The 16709-nt window shown below is 50.0% G+C and carries 15 protein-coding genes and 1 tRNA gene; 11 read left to right on the top strand and 5 right to left on the bottom strand.

What is annotated here, in order from left to right:
• Positions 1 to 768: a class II glutamine amidotransferase gene (locus LCF41_RS16840; RefSeq protein WP_225085557.1), complete on the top strand. Its 768-nt coding sequence runs from the start codon at positions 1 to 3 to the stop codon at positions 766 to 768.
• Here the strand turns inward: LCF41_RS16840 and dpaA are convergent.
• Together dpaA and LCF41_RS16830 are read right to left on the bottom strand one after the other, a co-directional pair.
• On the bottom strand, positions 739 to 1473 hold the full coding sequence (gene dpaA, locus LCF41_RS16835; protein WP_225085556.1) for a peptidoglycan meso-diaminopimelic acid protein amidase: 735 nt from the start codon (positions 1471 to 1473) through the stop codon (positions 739 to 741). The two genes, LCF41_RS16840 and dpaA, sit on opposite strands and share 30 nt — an antisense overlap.
• Before the next feature lie 257 nt (positions 1474 to 1730).
• A complete protein-coding gene (locus LCF41_RS16830; RefSeq protein WP_250160561.1) occupies positions 1731 to 2501 on the bottom strand; it encodes a class I SAM-dependent methyltransferase in 771 nt (256 codons plus the stop codon).
• A 270-nt stretch (positions 2502 to 2771) separates the two neighbouring features.
• Here LCF41_RS16830 and LCF41_RS16825 point away from each other — a divergent pair, with 270 nt between their 5' ends.
• Together LCF41_RS16825 and dinB are read left to right on the top strand one after the other, a co-directional pair.
• The gene (locus LCF41_RS16825; RefSeq protein ID WP_225085554.1) at positions 2772 to 3572 is read left to right on the top strand and encodes a helix-turn-helix transcriptional regulator; all 801 of its coding nucleotides are present in this window, start codon (positions 2772 to 2774) and stop codon (positions 3570 to 3572) included.
• Between the two features lie 75 nt (positions 3573 to 3647).
• Positions 3648 to 4706: a DNA polymerase IV gene (dinB, locus tag LCF41_RS16820; RefSeq protein ID WP_225085553.1), complete on the top strand. Its 1059-nt coding sequence runs from the start codon at positions 3648 to 3650 to the stop codon at positions 4704 to 4706.
• Between the two features lie 80 nt (positions 4707 to 4786).
• Here dinB and pepD read toward each other — a convergent pair whose 3' ends face one another.
• Complete coding sequence (gene pepD / locus LCF41_RS16815; RefSeq protein WP_225085552.1) at positions 4787 to 6247, bottom strand: beta-Ala-His dipeptidase; 1461 nt, start codon at positions 6245 to 6247, stop codon at positions 4787 to 4789.
• Positions 6248 to 6577: 330 nt separating this feature from the next.
• Between pepD and gpt the strand changes: the two genes are divergently transcribed.
• Together gpt and frsA are read left to right on the top strand one after the other, a co-directional pair.
• Positions 6578 to 7036, top strand: coding sequence for a xanthine phosphoribosyltransferase (gene gpt / locus LCF41_RS16810; RefSeq protein WP_225085551.1), 459 nt, complete (start codon positions 6578 to 6580; stop codon positions 7034 to 7036).
• 277 nt (positions 7037 to 7313) lie between these two features.
• A complete protein-coding gene (gene frsA, locus LCF41_RS16805; RefSeq protein ID WP_225085550.1) occupies positions 7314 to 8561 on the top strand; it encodes an esterase FrsA in 1248 nt (415 codons plus the stop codon).
• A gap of 206 nt (positions 8562 to 8767) precedes the next feature.
• Here frsA and LCF41_RS16800 read toward each other — a convergent pair whose 3' ends face one another.
• Positions 8768 to 9103 (bottom strand): 5-carboxymethyl-2-hydroxymuconate Delta-isomerase, encoded by a 336-nt coding sequence (locus LCF41_RS16800; RefSeq protein ID WP_225085549.1) that lies wholly within the window; start codon positions 9101 to 9103, stop codon positions 8768 to 8770.
• A gap of 182 nt (positions 9104 to 9285) precedes the next feature.
• Here LCF41_RS16800 and crl point away from each other — a divergent pair, with 182 nt between their 5' ends.
• The 3 genes from crl (at position 9286) to proA (ending at position 12151) form a co-directional block, all read left to right on the top strand.
• Positions 9286 to 9660, top strand: coding sequence for a sigma factor-binding protein Crl (gene crl, locus LCF41_RS16795; RefSeq protein WP_225085548.1), 375 nt, complete (start codon positions 9286 to 9288; stop codon positions 9658 to 9660).
• A 123-nt stretch (positions 9661 to 9783) separates the two neighbouring features.
• Positions 9784 to 10887, top strand: a complete 1104-nt coding sequence (gene proB / locus LCF41_RS16790; RefSeq protein WP_180740672.1) for a glutamate 5-kinase — start codon at positions 9784 to 9786, stop codon at positions 10885 to 10887.
• Positions 10888 to 10897: 10 nt separating this feature from the next.
• Complete coding sequence (gene proA, locus LCF41_RS16785) at positions 10898 to 12151, top strand: glutamate-5-semialdehyde dehydrogenase (RefSeq protein ID WP_225085547.1); 1254 nt, start codon at positions 10898 to 10900, stop codon at positions 12149 to 12151.
• Between the two features lie 294 nt (positions 12152 to 12445).
• On the opposite strand, the gene LCF41_RS16780 is transcribed toward proA, so the two are convergent.
• Positions 12446 to 12919: a hypothetical protein gene (locus tag LCF41_RS16780; protein ID WP_225085546.1), complete on the bottom strand. Its 474-nt coding sequence runs from the start codon at positions 12917 to 12919 to the stop codon at positions 12446 to 12448.
• Positions 12920 to 13445: 526 nt separating this feature from the next.
• Here LCF41_RS16780 and LCF41_RS16775 point away from each other — a divergent pair.
• The 3 genes from LCF41_RS16775 (at position 13446) to LCF41_RS16765 (ending at position 16619) form a co-directional block, all read left to right on the top strand.
• Positions 13446 to 13521: transfer RNA gene (locus tag LCF41_RS16775), tRNA-Thr, on the top strand.
• Between the two features lie 175 nt (positions 13522 to 13696).
• Positions 13697 to 14911: a tyrosine-type recombinase/integrase gene (locus LCF41_RS16770; RefSeq protein WP_225085545.1), complete on the top strand. Its 1215-nt coding sequence runs from the start codon at positions 13697 to 13699 to the stop codon at positions 14909 to 14911.
• 529 nt (positions 14912 to 15440) lie between these two features.
• Positions 15441 to 16619 carry a tyrosine-type recombinase/integrase gene (locus tag LCF41_RS16765; RefSeq protein WP_225085544.1) on the top strand — a complete coding sequence of 393 codons (1179 nt, stop codon included), beginning with the start codon at positions 15441 to 15443 and terminating at the stop codon, positions 16617 to 16619.
• Positions 16620 to 16709 lie beyond the last annotated feature (90 nt).

The raw sequence follows: 16709 nt of genomic DNA, 5'->3' as shown, positions 1-16709 counted from the left end.
ATGTGTGAACTGCTGGGGATGAGCGCGAATGTACCGACGGATATCTGCTTTAGCTTTACCGGGCTGATACAACGCGGTGGGAATACCGGGCCGCATCGGGATGGCTGGGGAATTACCTTTTATGAAGGGAACGGCTGTCGCACGTTTAAAGATCCGCTGCCAAGCTATAACTCGCCGATTGCCCGGCTGGTGCAGGATTATCCTATCAAATCATGTGCGGTGGTTTCACACATCCGGCAGGCGAATCGCGGCGCGGTGTCGCTGGAAAATACCCATCCTTTTACCCGCGAGCTGTGGGGGAGGAACTGGACGTTCGCCCACAACGGGCAACTGAAAGGTTACAACACCCTAAAAACGGGCATGTTTCGCCCCGTAGGCCAGACTGACAGCGAATTTGCTTTCTGCTGGCTGCTCTCTCAATTGTCCGAACGTTATCCGCGCACACCGGGCAACTGGCCTGCGGTGTTCCGCTATATCGCGAAACAGGCGGATGTCCTGCGGGAGAAAGGCGTGTTTAACATGCTACTGTCGGACGGGCGCTTTGTGATGGGGTATTGCTCAACCAAACTCTACTGGATCACCCGTCGTGCGCCGTTTGGTAAAGCGACGCTGTTGGATCAGGATGTGGAGATTGATTTCCAGCAGCAGACGACACCCAATGATGTCGTCACGGTACTGGCGACGCAGCCGCTAACGGGCAACGAAACCTGGCATCAAATCATGCCAGGTGAATTCGTTCTATTTTGTTTCGGCGAGCGCGTACTTTAAGGTTGGCTGGCTGGTCATCAACGGTGGGTTAACGACGTATTGCCCATTAAACACAGTGATGGCTGGCGGCTGATTGTGCTGATTAAAATAGGCATACCCCGGCTGAAGCTGTTTCCAGAAGCTGGCGTAGGTGGAATTACGGTGGCGCAGCATGTTCTGTTCCGTCATACGGAACGGGTAGATGGCAATATCAATCTTCGCCTGCCCGTTGCGTAGCGCTGCTTCGGCATAGCGATAAATCTCATCCATGTAGGTGTTGGTCATGGCATAACAGCCAACTGACACACATTCGCCGTGGATCATTAAATAGCGGCCGGAATACCCCTGTGATTTATCATACTCGTTGGGGAAACCGATATTGATCGCGCGGTAATATTGGCTGTCTGGTTTTAACTGACGCAGATCGACCTGATAGAAACCTTCCGGACTTTTTAAATCGCCTTCAACGCGTTTTGGCCCTAATCCGCCCGAATATTTACAGATTGGGTATTGGTCCAATAAACGGTATTCGTTGCCGACTTTCGCATAGAGTTCGAATATTCGCTCTTCTTTAAAGATCTGAATATAGATCGGAGAGCCTAATAATTGCTGTTTTAATTCTTTTGCTATCGGCGCGAGCGGCGGTGCGGTCTCGCTGGCGGCGCTGGTAACAACAAGAGAAGGCAAAAAAAACAACATCGCAAACGACAGCGCGATTTTTTGCATTATGGTTCCTGATAATAAAATTGCCTGCTACACGCGGCGTCCGCGTCGCGCTACTGGTGTGTTAGCGAAAGTGTTAGGACAGCCGTTATCGGTATATATTTCGTCGGCGAATAGATAACGACGAAAACGAAATCACATTATCATTGGTTTCATATTAATCAAGCGTTGAAAAGCGCTAAAAAATAACATTTACAAAAAACAGCCCGAATGGATACGGGCTGCTACGTGTGAGGTTATTAATGGTAGGAGAAAGCGGGTCAGGCGCGGGTGGCTTCTATCATCATAATGTCGGTGACAAACGAACCGTCCGCCTGTACTTCAAAATGCTGTATCACTTCGTCCGCCAGCGTTTTTTGCAGTTCACGAATCGCCACTGTGAAATGTTCTGGCGTACGCATACGGGCAACCCAACTGCTGAACTCCAGCGTCAGCCTGTCGCTGGTGGCGTTACGCACGATGAACCCGGCTTCCGTAAACAGACTCAGCCACTCGCCCGGTGCGTAATTACGCACGTGTGAAGTGTCGCGCAACTTCTCTACCGTCTGCAAGTAGCTGTCCAGCAGCGGATGTCCGGGCGAAACGACATCCATCATGATTACGCGCCCGCCCGGTTTCAGGACGCGCCGCATTTCACGTAACGCCTGCCCGACATCATGCCAGTGATGCGCAGAGTAACGGCTGATGATGATATCTGCACTGCTATCCTCGAACGGTAAAGACTCGGCTACGCCTTGCTGAACGCGGATGTTATTCAGCCCTTTTTGTGCAGCAGCCTGACTGATAACCTCCAACATTTGAGAAGACAGGTCGTAGGCAACAACCTCTGCGACGGCCTGTGCGGCAACGAAGCTGGCGTGTCCTGCACCGCAGCCGACATCGATGACGCGCGCTTGCGGGAAAGGCGCTAATAAAGCCGCTAACTGGGTTAAATCTTTGCCCTGCGCATGCACCGCGCTGGTCAGGTAGTTCTGCGCTTGTGAGCCGAACTGATGTTCGACGCGACGATTATGATTCTGCTTTTCTTCCATCATTGCTCTCGCTCTATCTGAATTGTTCTTGTTTCATCAGGGGTAAACGGCGGCGCGCCAGCCACTAAAGAAGACGTCGGTCTAAGAACACTGTCTTTGGCTTAAGAACACTGTCTTTGGCTTAAGAACACTATAGTGAGAGAAAAATACGGGTACAATATGAGCATTTATACGGGTATAAAATACTCCCTGTTTGATTAACACCGCTTTCACTGATGCTGCTGCCATCGCAAGTTGCCTGAGCGGGCGGGATAAAAAGGACACCGGGTTATGTCTGCAAATTCGTTTATGTCTGCCAATTCTCTGAGCGGCCCAAAGGCACTGGGGGCTTTTTTACGGGCGCTGCGTGAGCGGACCTCGCCGGAAAGGGTCGGCCTGCCAGCGTCCGGGCGGCGACGCACCAGCGGATTACGCCGCGAAGAGTTGGCGCAAATCGCCCGAATCAGCACCACCTGGTATACCTGGCTTGAGCAGGGGCGTGACGTGTCTGCTTCAGCCTCGGCGCTGACTCGCTTGTCGCTGGCGTTAAAGCTGGAACCCGCAGAGCATGACTATCTTTTTAGTCTGGCTGGTGTGAAGGATCCTCAAAAGCAGAGCAGGGCAACGTCGCTGGATACGCGGGTTGCCGCCAGCCTGCACCATATTACCTGCCCTGCGTATCTTCTGGATGGTTGCTGGAACATGCTGGCGTGGAATGCGCCATCGGAACAGTTGTTTTCCGGATGGCTGGGAACCGATCCCGAACCGAATCTGCTGCGCTTTATGTTTCTCAATCCGCTGGCACGATCGCTGGTGGTTGATTGGCCAGAACGCGCCAAACGGGTAGTGGCGGAGTTTCGGGCGGAATCCAGCCATTACGTGTCTGCCGAGGCTGTGCGGCAAGTCGTGATGGCGCTGTGTGAAGAAAGCCGCGAGTTCAATCTCTGGTGGTCGCAGCAGGCGGTAACCGCCCGTGAAGGTGGCGAGCGACGTTTCCACCACCCTTTGTTGGGGGATGTGGCCTATCACCAACAGACTTTCCATCCTGCCGGACAGGGGGAATTGAAGCTGGTGATGCTGATCGCGCAGTAAACGTGGGCGGTATTGCGCTGCTTGTCTATACTGACTTTGATCTGTATATTTATACAGTGTTGTCAGAGGGCCAGTATGCGCAAAATCATTCATGTTGATATGGACTGCTTCTACGCAGCAATTGAGATGCGTGATAACCCGCGCCTGCGCGATATTCCTCTGGCGATTGGCGGGAGCGCCGATCGTCGTGGTGTCATTAGCACCGCTAACTATCCTGCCCGACGTTACGGTGTTCGCAGCGCGATGGCGACCGCAACGGCCTTGCGCCTGTGTCCTCACCTTACCTTGTTACCTGGGCGTATGGAGGTGTATAAGTCCACCTCCCGCCAAATCCGCGATATCTTCGCCCGCTACACATCGCTTATCGAACCGCTTTCTCTGGATGAAGCCTATCTGGATGTCACCGATAGCCCGCACTGCAATGGTTCGGCGACGCGCATCGCTGAAGAAATCCGTCGAACCATCGCGGATGAACTGAATCTGACCGCCTCGGCGGGGATTGCGCCAATCAAGTTTCTGGCGAAAATCGCGTCAGAGTTAAATAAACCGAATGGACAATATGTGATCACACCCGATCAGGTGGATGATTTCCTGCTGGCGCTGCCGCTGGAGAAAATCCCCGGCGTCGGGAAAGTGACGGCGAAACGGCTGGAAGAACGCGGTCTGCATACCTGTGCGGATGTGCGGGGATATGCGCTGGCGGATCTGCTTAAAGAATTCGGTAAGTTTGGCCGTGTGCTGTGGGAGCGATGCCAGGGGATTGATGAGCGACGGATTTCCCCCGATCGGTTGAGGAAGTCAGTTGGCGTGGAGAAGACGCTGGCGCAGGATATCCACGACTGGGAACAGTGTGAAAGTCTGATAGAACAGCTTTATCAGGAGCTGGAAGTTCGCCTGAAACGGGTTAAGCCCGATCTGCACATTGCGCGTCAGGGGGTAAAGCTCAAGTTTGATGATTTTCAGCAAACGACGCAGGAACATGTGTGGCCGATATTGAATAAACAGGATCTGTTGAAGATCGCGCAACAAACCTGGCAGGAGCGGCGTAAATCCAGAGGCGTCCGGCTGGTGGGGCTGCATGTAACGCTGCTCGACCCACAAATTGAGCGACAGCTGGTGTTTGATTGGGGGTAAAGAGGTGTGGTTGAGGATAAAAAAGGGCGACATCTCCCCGTCGCCCTGTGTTTACTCGTGTGCGTGTTATTCTTTAGCGATCAGGCACGTGGCGGAATCGCTTTCAGCAGTTCTGTCAGCAATTTCCAGTACAGATCCACGCTGCCGATATGAACTTGTTCATCCGGCGAGTGCGGCCCGGTGATGGTTGGCCCGATAGAAACCATATCCATCTCTGGATAAGGCTTCTTGAACAGACCACACTCCAGACCGGCGTGAATCACCATGATGTTCGGCGTCTTGTTGAACAGTTTCTGATACGTTTCGCGCACCAGCGCCATGACTGGTGAATGCGCATCCGGCTGCCAGCCTGGGTAGCCGCCTTTCGGTGACGTTTTCGCACCAGCCAACTGCCCCAGCGACGTCAGCGTACCGACGACGGCATCTTTACCGCTGTCGATCAGCGAACGAATCAGGCAGATAATTTCCGCGTGGTCGTCTTCCATCGTCACAACGCCCAGATTCAGTGACGTTTCCACCACGCCTTTGACGTCGTCGCTCATGCGGATCACGCCGTTTGGCGTGGCATTGAGCAGCGCCAGCAGGCGATCGCGGCTGTCCTGCGTCAGCGGGTGCTCATTGCTGTCGCTGGCTTCCACCAGTACGGTCAGGTTTTTCTCAACGGCGGACAGTTCATTTTTCAGCACTGCCAGATATTCCTGGCTCAGCGTTTTTAACGACTCGACGTTAGCGGCTGGCAGAGACAGCGTGGCGAAGGCCTCACGCGGAATCGCGTTACGCAGCGTCCCGCCGTTCAGATCGAGAATGCGAATATCCAGCGCTTTCGCCTGCTCGAACAGGAAACGTGCCAGCAGCTTGTTGGCGTTGCCCAGTCCCAGATGGATGTCGCAGCCGGAGTGGCCGCCTTTCAGCCCTTTAATCGTCAGCTTCAGCGTGTGGTAATCGGCTGGTGGCACTTCGCGTTCGAGCGGCAGACGGGTAATGAAATCAATACCGCCTGCGCAACCCATGTAGATTTCGCCTTCTTCTTCCGAATCGGTATTGATCAGGATTTCGCCCTGAAGCCAGTTTGGTTGCAGGCCAAACGCGCCATCCATTCCGGCTTCTTCCGTCATCGTCAGCAGCACTTCCAGCGGGCCGTGCTCGACGTTCGGATCGGCCAGCACCGCCAGCGCAGAGGCCATACCAATGCCGTTATCCGCGCCTAGCGTGGTGCCGCGCGCCTTCAGCCATTCACCGTCAATATAAGGCTGGATCGGATCGGTAGTGAAATCGTGTACGGTGTCATTATTTTTCTGCGGCACCATGTCCAGATGCGCCTGCAATACGACAGGCTTGCGATTTTCCATGCCGGCGGTTGCCGCTTTGCGCAGCAGAATATTGCCGACCTCATCGCGCTCGGCATGAATGCCTTTCTCTTTAGCCCACTCCAGAATGTGTGCGGCCAGCGCTTCTTCATGATAAGACGGATGCGGAATGGAACAGATCTTGGCGAAAATATCCCACAGAGGCTGGGGGGAAAGTTGAGACAATTCAGACACTATTTCAGTCTCCTTTTTAGCGGCACGCCTTCGCGTTCTGGCGGGCAGGGCTACAGGTTAAAAGTTAATCGCGGTGAGCCACATAACATGGCGTGTCACAACAGAATATCATTTTCCATCGAAGCAGGGGAATTGCCGTCGGCCCTGCTTGATTTTTCCTGCTGCAATATCAACCAACGGGCTTTGCAGGGCTGCGGTTGACGGGAAAAACTCGGCTCTCACGTTGAGAAAAACTGGTTTTTATGTTGTTGGCTATCTATAATCTCGCGCAACCTTTTTCCCCCCTCAGACTCAAATTAAGCCGATTTTTATCCGGCTGGGATATATTTTATGAGCGAAAAGTACGTCGTAACCTGGGATATGTTGCAAATTCATGCCCGCAAACTGGCACAGCGTTTACTGCCTGCCGATCAATGGAAAGGCATCATTGCCGTTAGCCGTGGTGGTCTGGTGCCAAGCGCACTGCTGGCGCGTGAGCTGGGCATTCGTCACGTTGATACCGTTTGCATCTCCAGTTATGACCACGACAACCAGCGCGAAATGAAAGTGCTGAAGCGTGCCGAGGGAGATGGCGAATGGTTTATCGTGATTGACGATCTGGTTGACACGGGCGGTACGGCGAAGGCAATTCGTGATATGTATCCGAAAGCGCACTTCGTGACCATTTTCGCCAAGCCAGCCGGTAAGCCGCTGGTTGACGACTACGTGATCGATATCCCGCAGGATACCTGGATTGAACAGCCGTGGGACATGGGCGTGGTATTTGTTCCGCCGTTGTCTGGTCGTTAATCGCCTGAGCGAATCTTCGTTTCCACCAATGCCCGGTTTAGCCGGGCATTGTGTTGTTTATGGTGATTGTTGTTTATGGTGATTGTTGTTTTTGATCATGATTATTTTTATCGATAGCGGTTTCTCATCCGCATCATTTCTGCCGCAGGCTTTGATCCAAACGTATGTTTCTGCCGCAGGCATTTGTCTTCTCTGGCCTGAGTTCGTTACACTTTAGCGGGTGACGAAGAAGTCGTCTGATGTCCGCTAACAGCGGTTCACATTAACGGAGGCTGCTGTGGCGCAAGCTAACCTGTCTGAAACGCTATTCAAACCATCCTTTAAACATCCGGAAACCTCGACGTTGGTCCGACGTACGCGGAATAGTCAGGATGTGCAGGGGCTGCATTCTACGCTGGAAGGGGAGAAGACCCGCAACTGGTATCGGATGATTAACCGACTGATGTGGATTTGGCGTGGCGTCGACCCGTGGGAAATTGAAGACGTGCTGTCGCGTATCGCTGCCAGCAAGGCCGACAGAAGCAACGAGCAACTGCTTGATACGGTGATTGGTTACCGGGGTGGTAACTGGATTTATGAATGGGTGAAGCAGGGGGCAGATTGGCAGCAGCGAGCAACAGAGAGCGGCGATGACGCGCAGACCGGGCAGTTCTGGCTGAAGGCTGCCAACCTCTACAGTATTGCCGCGTATCCACATATTAAAGGCGATGAACTGGCAGAACAGGCGCAAACGCTGGCAAACCGCGCCTATGAAGAGGCTGCTAAATACCTGCCTTATGAACTCAAAGAACTAACCTTCCCGATTACGGGCGGTGGCACGCTGACCGGGTTTCTGCATATGCCCTCGCAAGCGAAAGCACCTTTCCCTACCGTTCTGATGTGCGGCAGCCTGGAAATGTTGCAGAGCGATTATCATCGCCTGTTTCAGGACTATTTTGCGCCGGCGGGCATGGCGATGCTGACGATTGATGTCCCCTCCGTTGGATTTTCTTCCCGCTGGAAATTGACTCAGGATTCCAGTTTTCTGCATCAACAGGTCTTGCGTGCGCTGCCGGATGTCCCGTGGGTCGATCACTCCCGTGTGGTCGCGTTTGGCTTCCGCTTTGGCGCCAATATCGCCGTTCGGCTGGCATATCTGGAATCGCAGCGCTTACGCGGAGTGGCCTGTCTCGGCCCCGTGGTGCACCACCTGTTAAGCGAACCAAATCGTCAGCAGCAGGTACCGGATATGTTTATGGATGTGCTGGCGAGTCGGCTGGGTATGCCGTTCTCGACGGATTCCTCGCTGAAAACCGAGCTGGGGCGCTATTCGCTGAAAACGCAGGGGTTGTTAGGACGCCGCTGTCCGACGCCGATGCTGGCAGGCTACTGGGATAACGATCCGCTCTGCCCGAAAGAAGAAGCCAGCCTGATTGTGAATTCATCCGCACAAGGGAAACTGCTGCCGGTTAATTTCTCACCGGTGTACCAGAATTTCCACCGCGCACTACAGCAAATCAGCGGATGGTTGCAGGATAAAGTGTAGAAGAGCAGTTGTAACGCACGGTCTGTGCAGGCGAATCTTCGCTACACGGACCGTTGTTCCTGCCAGATAATCGCCGTCGATCACAGTAATGCCGATCGTTTAAGAATCGAGATACCGGGGGCTACCACGGTGCGAGGTATCCCTGCGGGAACCTCATCACCGTGTTTCCCCCTAAATCCACGCTTAAGTGAACAGTATTACGTCGATCACAGGATCTTTTTGGCGTAGTAAAGTCTTTCCATATCAATCACTTCAACTGTAACCGACAGATCCTTCAATCCAAGTGCTTCGATCTTCTGAAGTACCAGATTGGAGAGATTACTTTTCTGCTCTCCCGTCCGCCCTGAAAGCACCTTGATTACCACATGAATGAAACTGGCTCGTTCGCCACCGGTCGTGTAGCTATCGTAAGCAAGGGATCTGACTTTGATGTCACTGCCGTCACTGGCAAACAAGCCAGATTCGAGTGCACCGCGATAGATCGCAGGGAGCAGGGCATTTACATCAATGTTTGACGAATGTTCGGCGATACAATGTGGCATAAGGTGTCACGTCTCAATTAACGGAAACGAAGAGACCAGAGTATTGAATACTCCGTGTCGGGCGGCAATGCTTTTTCAGGAAAGCCTGCGCGAAAAAGAGGGATAGACGTGAGTTGTCATGCAGGTAGTTGATAAATTGCCATTCTCTGCTAAAAAGAAGGTTCAACCAAAGGAGAGCGTAGATGATATTACCGAGTGGACACTCCAAAAGCCGACTCATGAAAAATTTTACGGCACTGGGACCTTATATCCGTGAAGCGCAGTGCGAGAATACTGGGTTCTTCTTTGATTGCCTGGCGGTTTGCGTCAACATCAAACCCGCACCGGAAAATCGCGAGTTCTGGGGTTGGTGGTTGAATCTGGAAGATACCGGCGAAACGTTTGCCTATGACTATCACTACGGTTTGTTTGATAAACAGGGCAACTGGCGTGAGGAAAAAATCAAGGACAAAGCCGTGATGGAACAGGTGGAAAATGCTAAACAGGCTTTCCATGTCCGACTGGAGAAACTGCTGCACTCGCTGGAACCCGCCTGTACCCTCGTCGCACGACCGTGATGCTTCCCTGACGATCCCCGATTTATTCGCAGGTTTTCGCGTTATGCCTGTTGGCATAACGCGTCTGTCCTGCTACAACGTTTTCCTTATTCTTATTTTTTGACATCCAACGGCAGAGAAATTATGAGCGGCAGCCAGACTTTGGTTGTGAAACTGGGCACCAGCGTGCTAACCGGCGGTTCGCGCCGTCTTAACCGCGCCCACATTGTTGAACTGGTGCGCCAGTGCGCACAGCAACATGCGGCAGGGCATCGGATTGTTATTGTCACCTCAGGGGCGATTGCCGCCGGGCGTGAACATTTGGGTTACCCCGAACTCCCGGCCACGATTGCGACCAAACAACTGCTGGCCGCCGTGGGTCAAAGCCGCCTGATTCAACTGTGGGAACAACTGTTTTCCATCTACGGCATCCACGTCGGGCAGATGCTGCTGACGCGTGCGGATATGGAAGATCGTGAACGTTTCCTTAACGCGCGCGACACCATGCGGGCGCTGCTGGATAACAATATTGTTCCAGTGATTAATGAAAACGACGCCGTTGCCACCGCCGAGATCAAGGTGGGGGACAACGACAACCTGTCTGCGCTGGCGGCGATTCTGGCTGATGCAGATAAGCTGCTGCTGTTGACCGATCAGGCCGGGTTGTTTACCGCCGATCCGCGCAATAATCCTGATGCAGAGCTGATCCGTGAAGTGACCGGCATCAACGATGCACTGCGCAGCATTGCGGGGGACAGCGTGTCAGGCCTCGGAACAGGCGGTATGTCGACCAAATTACAGGCTGCCGATGTGGCCTGCCGTGCCGGTATCGACGTGGTGATTGCCGCAGGCAGCAAGCCAGGCGTTATCGGCGATGTGATCGCGGATATCTCCGTCGGAACGCGTTTTCATGCGCTGGATGCGCCGCTGGAAAGCCGCAAGCACTGGATTTTCGGCGCACCGCCGGCGGGGGAAATCACCGTTGATGACGGCGCGCTTTCGGCGATCCTCGAACGCGGCAGTTCGCTGCTGCCGAAGGGCATTCGCAGCGTGGAAGGGAATTTCTCTCGCGGTGAAGTGATCCGCGTGCGTAGTCTGGCGGGGCGCGATGTGGCGCATGCCGTGACGCGCTATAACAGCGATGCGCTGCGTATGATTGCCGGACACCATTCTCAACAAATTGCCGAGATTCTTGGCTACGAATATGGTCCGGTGGCTATCCATCGCGACGATATGATTATTAATTAAGGAGTTCGCGATGCTTGAACAAATGGGTAAAGCGGCAAAAGCGGCCTCTTATCAGCTGGCGGTCTTGAGTACGGCACAAAAAGATCGTGCGCTGCTGACGATTGCGGATTTGCTGGAAGCCGAGAGTGCGACGATTCTAGCGGCTAACGCGCTGGATTTAACCGATGCGCGCCAAAATGGTATGAGTGACGCATTATTGGATCGGTTGCTCTTAACGCCGGCACGGCTGAGCGCGATTGCCAGCGATGTGCGTCAGGTCTGTCGCCTGACCGATCCGGTAGGGCAGGTGATTGACGGCAGCATGCTTGATAACGGCCTGAAGCTGGAACGTCGCCGCGTGCCGCTGGGCGTGGTCGGTGTGATTTATGAAGCGCGCCCGAATGTGACCATTGATGTGGCATCGCTGTGCCTGAAAACCGGTAACGCGGTGATTCTGCGCGGTGGCAAAGAAACGTACCGCACCAATGCGGCGACGGTAAAAGTGATTCAGCAGGCGCTGTCGCAGTGTGGCCTGCCCGCTGCCGCAGTACAGGCGATTGAAAGCCCGGATCGTGAGTTGGTTAACCAACTGCTGAAGTTGGATCGCTACGTGGATATGCTGATTCCTCGTGGTGGCGCTGGCTTACATAAGCTATGCCGTGAGCAATCGACGATTCCGGTTATCACGGGTGGAATTGGTGTTTGTCACATCTATGCGGATGACAGCATTGATTTCGACAAGGCGCTGACGGTGATTGAAAGCGCCAAAGTGCAGCGTCCTAGCGCCTGCAACAGCCTGGAAACGCTGTTGGTCAACCAACATATTGCTGACCGCTTCCTGCCTGAATTGAGCAAGAAAATGGCGGCGGTAGGTGTGACGCTCCATGCCAGTCCTTCCGCGATGCCTTACCTGACCGGTGGCCCGGCAAGCGTCGTTGCGGTGGAAGAGGCTAACTATAACGATGAATGGCTCTCTAATGACCTGAACGTCACGCTGGTGGACTCCCTGGATGCGGCGGTTGCCCATATTCGCGAGCATGGTACGCAGCACTCTGATGCGATTCTGACGCGCTCCTTGAGCAATGCGGAACGCTTCGTGCGTGAAGTGGATTCTTCAGCGGTGTATGTCAACGCCAGTACGCGCTTCACCGACGGCGGCCAGTTTGGTCTGGGGGCTGAAGTGGCGGTCAGCACCCAGAAACTGCATGCGCGTGGTCCAATGGGGTTGGAAGCGCTGACCACCTATAAGTGGATTGGTTATGGCGACGATTTGATTCGCGCCTAATCGTTTAATGGCTGCGCATAGCAAAGTGATATGCGCAGCGTCATTTTCACTCCGTTCTTTTATTTCGCTATTTTTTAAATAAAACATCTCACCCCAGCCGTGATTCTTTTATTTGTGGTTTTTTTTAATTAAAAATTAATGCAATAATAGAAACCCAATAAAGTAACTACATTAGAGAAATATCCTCCAATAGTAACAAACTATGCTTTGTGTAACGTGTCACAAATACATAGTCTGTCTGGCTATCGGAGGATAAATAGTAATTTTTCCTATGCTGCAATAATGCGTTATTTATTAATGCTGATGCTTCTCTGCTGCATTGTGGACTGAACGGGCCGTTTCACGAGCCTGTTTTTCCGCACGACTGTTAAAATTATCCGCTTTAGTTTTGGCATCAGCCCAGCCTTTTTCGGCATCTTTTCTGGCTTCAGTTTCTCTGGATTTCACATCGGCTTTGACTTTTTCTTCCCTGCTTTTATTTTCTGATTCTCTTGCCTTTATATCGGCTTTGATGGCATTAGTTTTATCCCGGAAGTGAGATTCGCTGTTGCTTGTCTTCTGCGGTTCACCCACAGTACCGGCATGAGCGCTAGCACTGACGTGACTGATCCCTTGACCCGATGATGATTCAGTTTTGGTTACGCGCTCAGTTTTGCCATCATGAGTCGACTGAGCACTGGCGGTTGCTGAGGCAAAGCTATCCGCTGCAGCCATACCGATATAGCTTGTACCCAATAACAAGCCTAAAAATAGTGTTTTCATCTTCATTATTCACACCCTCTCACGGTACTTTCTTGTCATGCCGAAAATAATATTTTGATGGTGAGATATTATTTTGGCATTAACGTATAGACAGCATCCTTATTGCCTTGGCAGTAGTAGAGCAAAATAATAAATAAAAAGAATAGGGATTTCTCCTAAAACAAAATGACCGTTTGGTTGAGACTTATTTCATTTTTATCATAAAGGTAAAAAGTTATTTTTATTGTAACGTTCCTACTCTACTGGGAAATATATTGCTTAAAAATGAGCAGCGTTTGTATAGTCAGATATTATCTGTCTGGAATCGGCTCCCGAAGCAAGGTGATAGAGAAGCCAGATTCTGGCTTCTCCGTTAAGCCCAAAAGCTATAGCATGCGGTATTATTAGTACGGAAAATTATCAGAACCGTATCATCTTCAACAGGATGATGATAAAACCAGCAGACGATCGCCAAACGCTTGACTTGATGTACCATTATCACTAATTTGTCACCCCGTAGTTCGCGTCTGGTTCTTGCCACGACGATCCCAAAGCCGATATAGCTCAGTTGGTAGAGCAGCGCATTCGTAATGCGAAGGTCGTAGGTTCGACTCCTATTATCGGCACCATCCTACCTATTTTAACGTCTCCCTAAGTCTACTCAAACACCCTTTAAACCCTTATAATACGCAGTTTCACGGCCCTTATTGTCTCTGCTTGTCTACTCACGTTCACAGAAATCTACGGTGAGTTGGGGGTATCAATGGGGGTATTCGCTGTTCGGTCTAAAGGAGATACCCCCAGATGAAGCTCAATGCCAGACAGGTCGAGACTGCCAAGCCCAAAGAGAAACCCTATAAGATGGCTGATGGTGGTGGCCTCTACTTATTGGTTAAAACCAACGGGTCACGCTACTGGCGTTTAAAGTATCGCATCGATGGAAAGGAAAAGTTATTGGCGCTGGGGGTATATCCCGATGTGTCCTTGGCTGATGCCAGGGCAAAACGTGATGAAGCTCGAAAGGGTATCGCTGGGGGTATCGATCCTTTAGAGGTGAAAAAAGAACAAAAAGTTGAGCGTGAAGCGCAGGTCAAAAACACCTTTCAAGAAATTGCACTTGAATGGCACAGCATGAAAGTGAAGAAATGGTCTGCGGGGTATGCCTCTGACATTCTTGAAGCGTTCAACAAAGACGTCTTCCCGTTCATTGGTCAACGCCCTGTTGCAGACATCAAGCCGTTGGAACTGCTAAACGTGCTGAAAAAGATGGAAGACAGAGGAGCAACCGAAAAAGCCAAGAAAGTGCGTCAACGTTGCGGCGAAGTGTTTCGCTACGCCATCGTGACAGGCAGAGCCGAGTATAATCCCGCGCCAGATCTCACCAGTGCCATGCAAGGGCATGAGTCTACACATTATCCGTTCCTGACGACTGAAGAGCTTCCTGCTTTCTTTAAAGCCCTTGCTGGCTACTCTGGTAGTGAACTGATGGTGCTGGCAGCGAGATTGCTGATCATTACCGGCCTGAGAACAGGTGAATTGCGCGGTGCGTTATGGTCAGAAATCGATACCAAGAAAGCGCTGTGGGAAATTTCTGCTGAACGCATGAAAATGCGCCGTCCTCATATCATCCCGCTATCTACCCAAGCGTTAGCCATTATCGAACAGATCAGAGCAATGACGGGGCAATTTACTTTACTGTTTCCGGGACGCAATGATCCCAGCAAGACCATGAGCGAAGCCAGTATCAATCAGGTATTTAAGCGAATTGGCTATACAGGCCGGGTTACGGGTCACGGCTTCCGTCATACCATGAGCACCGTTCTTCATGAACAGGGCTATAACACCGCATGGATTGAAACCCAGCTGGCGCATGTTGATAAGAATGCTATCCGTGGCACCTACAACCATGCGCAATATCTCGATGGCAGGCGCGAGATGCTGCAATGGTATGCCGACTACATGGTAAGCCTTGAGAAAGGGGGCAATGTGGTGCATAGAGTTTTTAATCGGCGTAGGTAGGAAAACTGATGATAAATTAAATGAAGGGCTATGTCTCGGTAGAGCGTAGCCCTTTTTTATATCTGCATTTTATATTAATACTTATTCTTTTAAATTTATTCCAGTGCTTGACATTTAATTAACATGTGCTAACTGTTTAAATAATATTCGGGGTATGAGATTTTATTATTCCCTAAATGAATAAAGTGTAAAAAATAAAGCTGAAAATCATTATTAAATTGCGAAATACTTTACGTGAAAATTATAGAGATGAGTGGTGGCAAGGGTTTGAAAGTAATTTAATGGGTATCAGGTAAGTAGAAGACATCTTATATATACCTAATATTTAAAAGTAAATAATAAAACAACAAACCCTTATATTATCTTATCTTAGTGCATTTTTTATAAAAAACTAGTGCAAATATTTTTCAGGGTAAAAATGTAATATGTCGGACTTATATTATGTTTGTAAATTATTTTAATATGAAATGGAACGATGCTTTATTAAATGACACTTACTGATGTTGGTTGTTTAATAATAGGAGAGTGTATGAGTAATATAGTAACAAATATATTTGTAATGAGTAATGGGGAAAGGTATTGCACAGTCATTGATAAAAGAACCGGAATACCTTTGTTTTATCCATCTTTGTATATTACAACAAATCTGAGATGTAAAAGTGATTCAATTTCAACAATTGAACTTCATGCTGGTGGCATTGCTTTGTTTTATCGCTTTATGGATGAAAAGAAGATTGATATTGAAAGAAGAATAATTTCAGGAATGTTTCTTAATAACGCTGAAATAGATTGCTTGAGAGATTATATTGAAAGGAAGGTACGGAAGTCAAAAGTTGTAGGATATGATAACAGTCAGCAATTGGTATCAAGTGGAACAAAACATCTAAGATTAACGGCTATAGCACGCTATCTGGAATGGCTAAGTAATTTAATTTTGAAAGATGTAAAACACAATGGGGTAAAAGTTGATGTTTTTATCAGAAATATAAAAGCAAGACGCCCAAGGGTACGATATAGAAATAAATGTTTGGGGGCCAATAAATCTCTTGACCAAAAACAACTCGATATACTTTTTGAGGTTATAAGAGTTGGTTCTGATTTTAATCCTTTTAAATCGGATGTTCAGGTAAGAAACAGGTTAATTATTTTGATGCTTTATCATCTTGGTGTCAGAGCTGGAGAGCTACTTAATATTAAAATATCAGACATTAATTTTAGTAACCATACTATCTCAATACGAAGACGGGCTGATGAAAAGTCGGATCCAAGAAAAAAACAGCCATTAGTAAAAACTCTGGAAAGAACAATTCCTTTATCAGATGTAGTAATGAAAGAAATACATAATTATATTTTAAAAGAGAGAAGAGGGCATAAGTTAATGAAAGAGGAAGGCTATCTTTTTATTACTCATAAGTCAGGTGCTATAAGGGGATTGCCGTTATCGATGCAGGCGTATCATAAAATCATCAATGTGGTCAGGAAACTGTGTCCCGATTTATATAATTTAACAGGGCATAAGCTCAGGCATACCTGGAATTACCGGTTTTCAAAAAAGATGGATGAAATGGATTTAATTAATGAAGAGCAGCAAGAGCAGATACGCTCTTATCTGATGGGATGGAAAATGGGATCAGGGACAGCAAGGATTTATAATCAAAGATTTATTGAGAAAAAAGCGGGCGAGATAGCGATTAAATTACAAAATTAAATTTATACCCCAAATAATTCGAGTTTCAGGCAGGCGGCAAGAGAAGGGATCCCGATGAGCTTACACAGGTAAGTGATTCGGGTGAGTGAA

The sequence above is a fragment of the Pectobacterium colocasium genome (assembly GCF_020181655.1).
GTDB lineage: Bacteria > Pseudomonadota > Gammaproteobacteria > Enterobacterales > Enterobacteriaceae > Pectobacterium > Pectobacterium colocasium.
Note: the sequence above shows the minus strand (reverse complement) of the source record. Positions and strands in the feature narration are given on the sequence as shown.

What these genes read in the sequence shown, in the direction of transcription:
- LCF41_RS16840 (WP_225085557.1), top strand. Translation starts at nt 1, where the DNA reads ATGTGTGAACTGCTGGGGATGAGCGCGAATGTACCGACGGATATCTGC.
- dpaA (WP_225085556.1), bottom strand. Translation starts at nt 1,473, where the DNA reads ATGCAAAAAATCGCGCTGTCGTTTGCGATGTTGTTTTTTTTGCCTTCT.
- LCF41_RS16830 (WP_250160561.1), bottom strand. Translation starts at nt 2,501, where the DNA reads ATGGAAGAAAAGCAGAATCATAATCGTCGCGTCGAACATCAGTTCGGC.
- LCF41_RS16825 (WP_225085554.1), top strand. Translation starts at nt 2,772, where the DNA reads ATGTCTGCAAATTCGTTTATGTCTGCCAATTCTCTGAGCGGCCCAAAG.
- dinB (WP_225085553.1), top strand. Translation starts at nt 3,648, where the DNA reads ATGCGCAAAATCATTCATGTTGATATGGACTGCTTCTACGCAGCAATT.
- gpt (WP_225085551.1), top strand. Translation starts at nt 6,578, where the DNA reads ATGAGCGAAAAGTACGTCGTAACCTGGGATATGTTGCAAATTCATGCC.
- LCF41_RS16800 (WP_225085549.1), bottom strand. Translation starts at nt 9,103, where the DNA reads ATGCCACATTGTATCGCCGAACATTCGTCAAACATTGATGTAAATGCC.
- crl (WP_225085548.1), top strand. Translation starts at nt 9,286, where the DNA reads ATGATATTACCGAGTGGACACTCCAAAAGCCGACTCATGAAAAATTTT.
- proB (WP_180740672.1), top strand. Translation starts at nt 9,784, where the DNA reads ATGAGCGGCAGCCAGACTTTGGTTGTGAAACTGGGCACCAGCGTGCTA.
- proA (WP_225085547.1), top strand. Translation starts at nt 10,898, where the DNA reads ATGCTTGAACAAATGGGTAAAGCGGCAAAAGCGGCCTCTTATCAGCTG.
- LCF41_RS16780 (WP_225085546.1), bottom strand. Translation starts at nt 12,919, where the DNA reads ATGAAGATGAAAACACTATTTTTAGGCTTGTTATTGGGTACAAGCTAT.
- LCF41_RS16770 (WP_225085545.1), top strand. Translation starts at nt 13,697, where the DNA reads ATGAAGCTCAATGCCAGACAGGTCGAGACTGCCAAGCCCAAAGAGAAA.
- LCF41_RS16765 (WP_225085544.1), top strand. Translation starts at nt 15,441, where the DNA reads ATGAGTAATATAGTAACAAATATATTTGTAATGAGTAATGGGGAAAGG.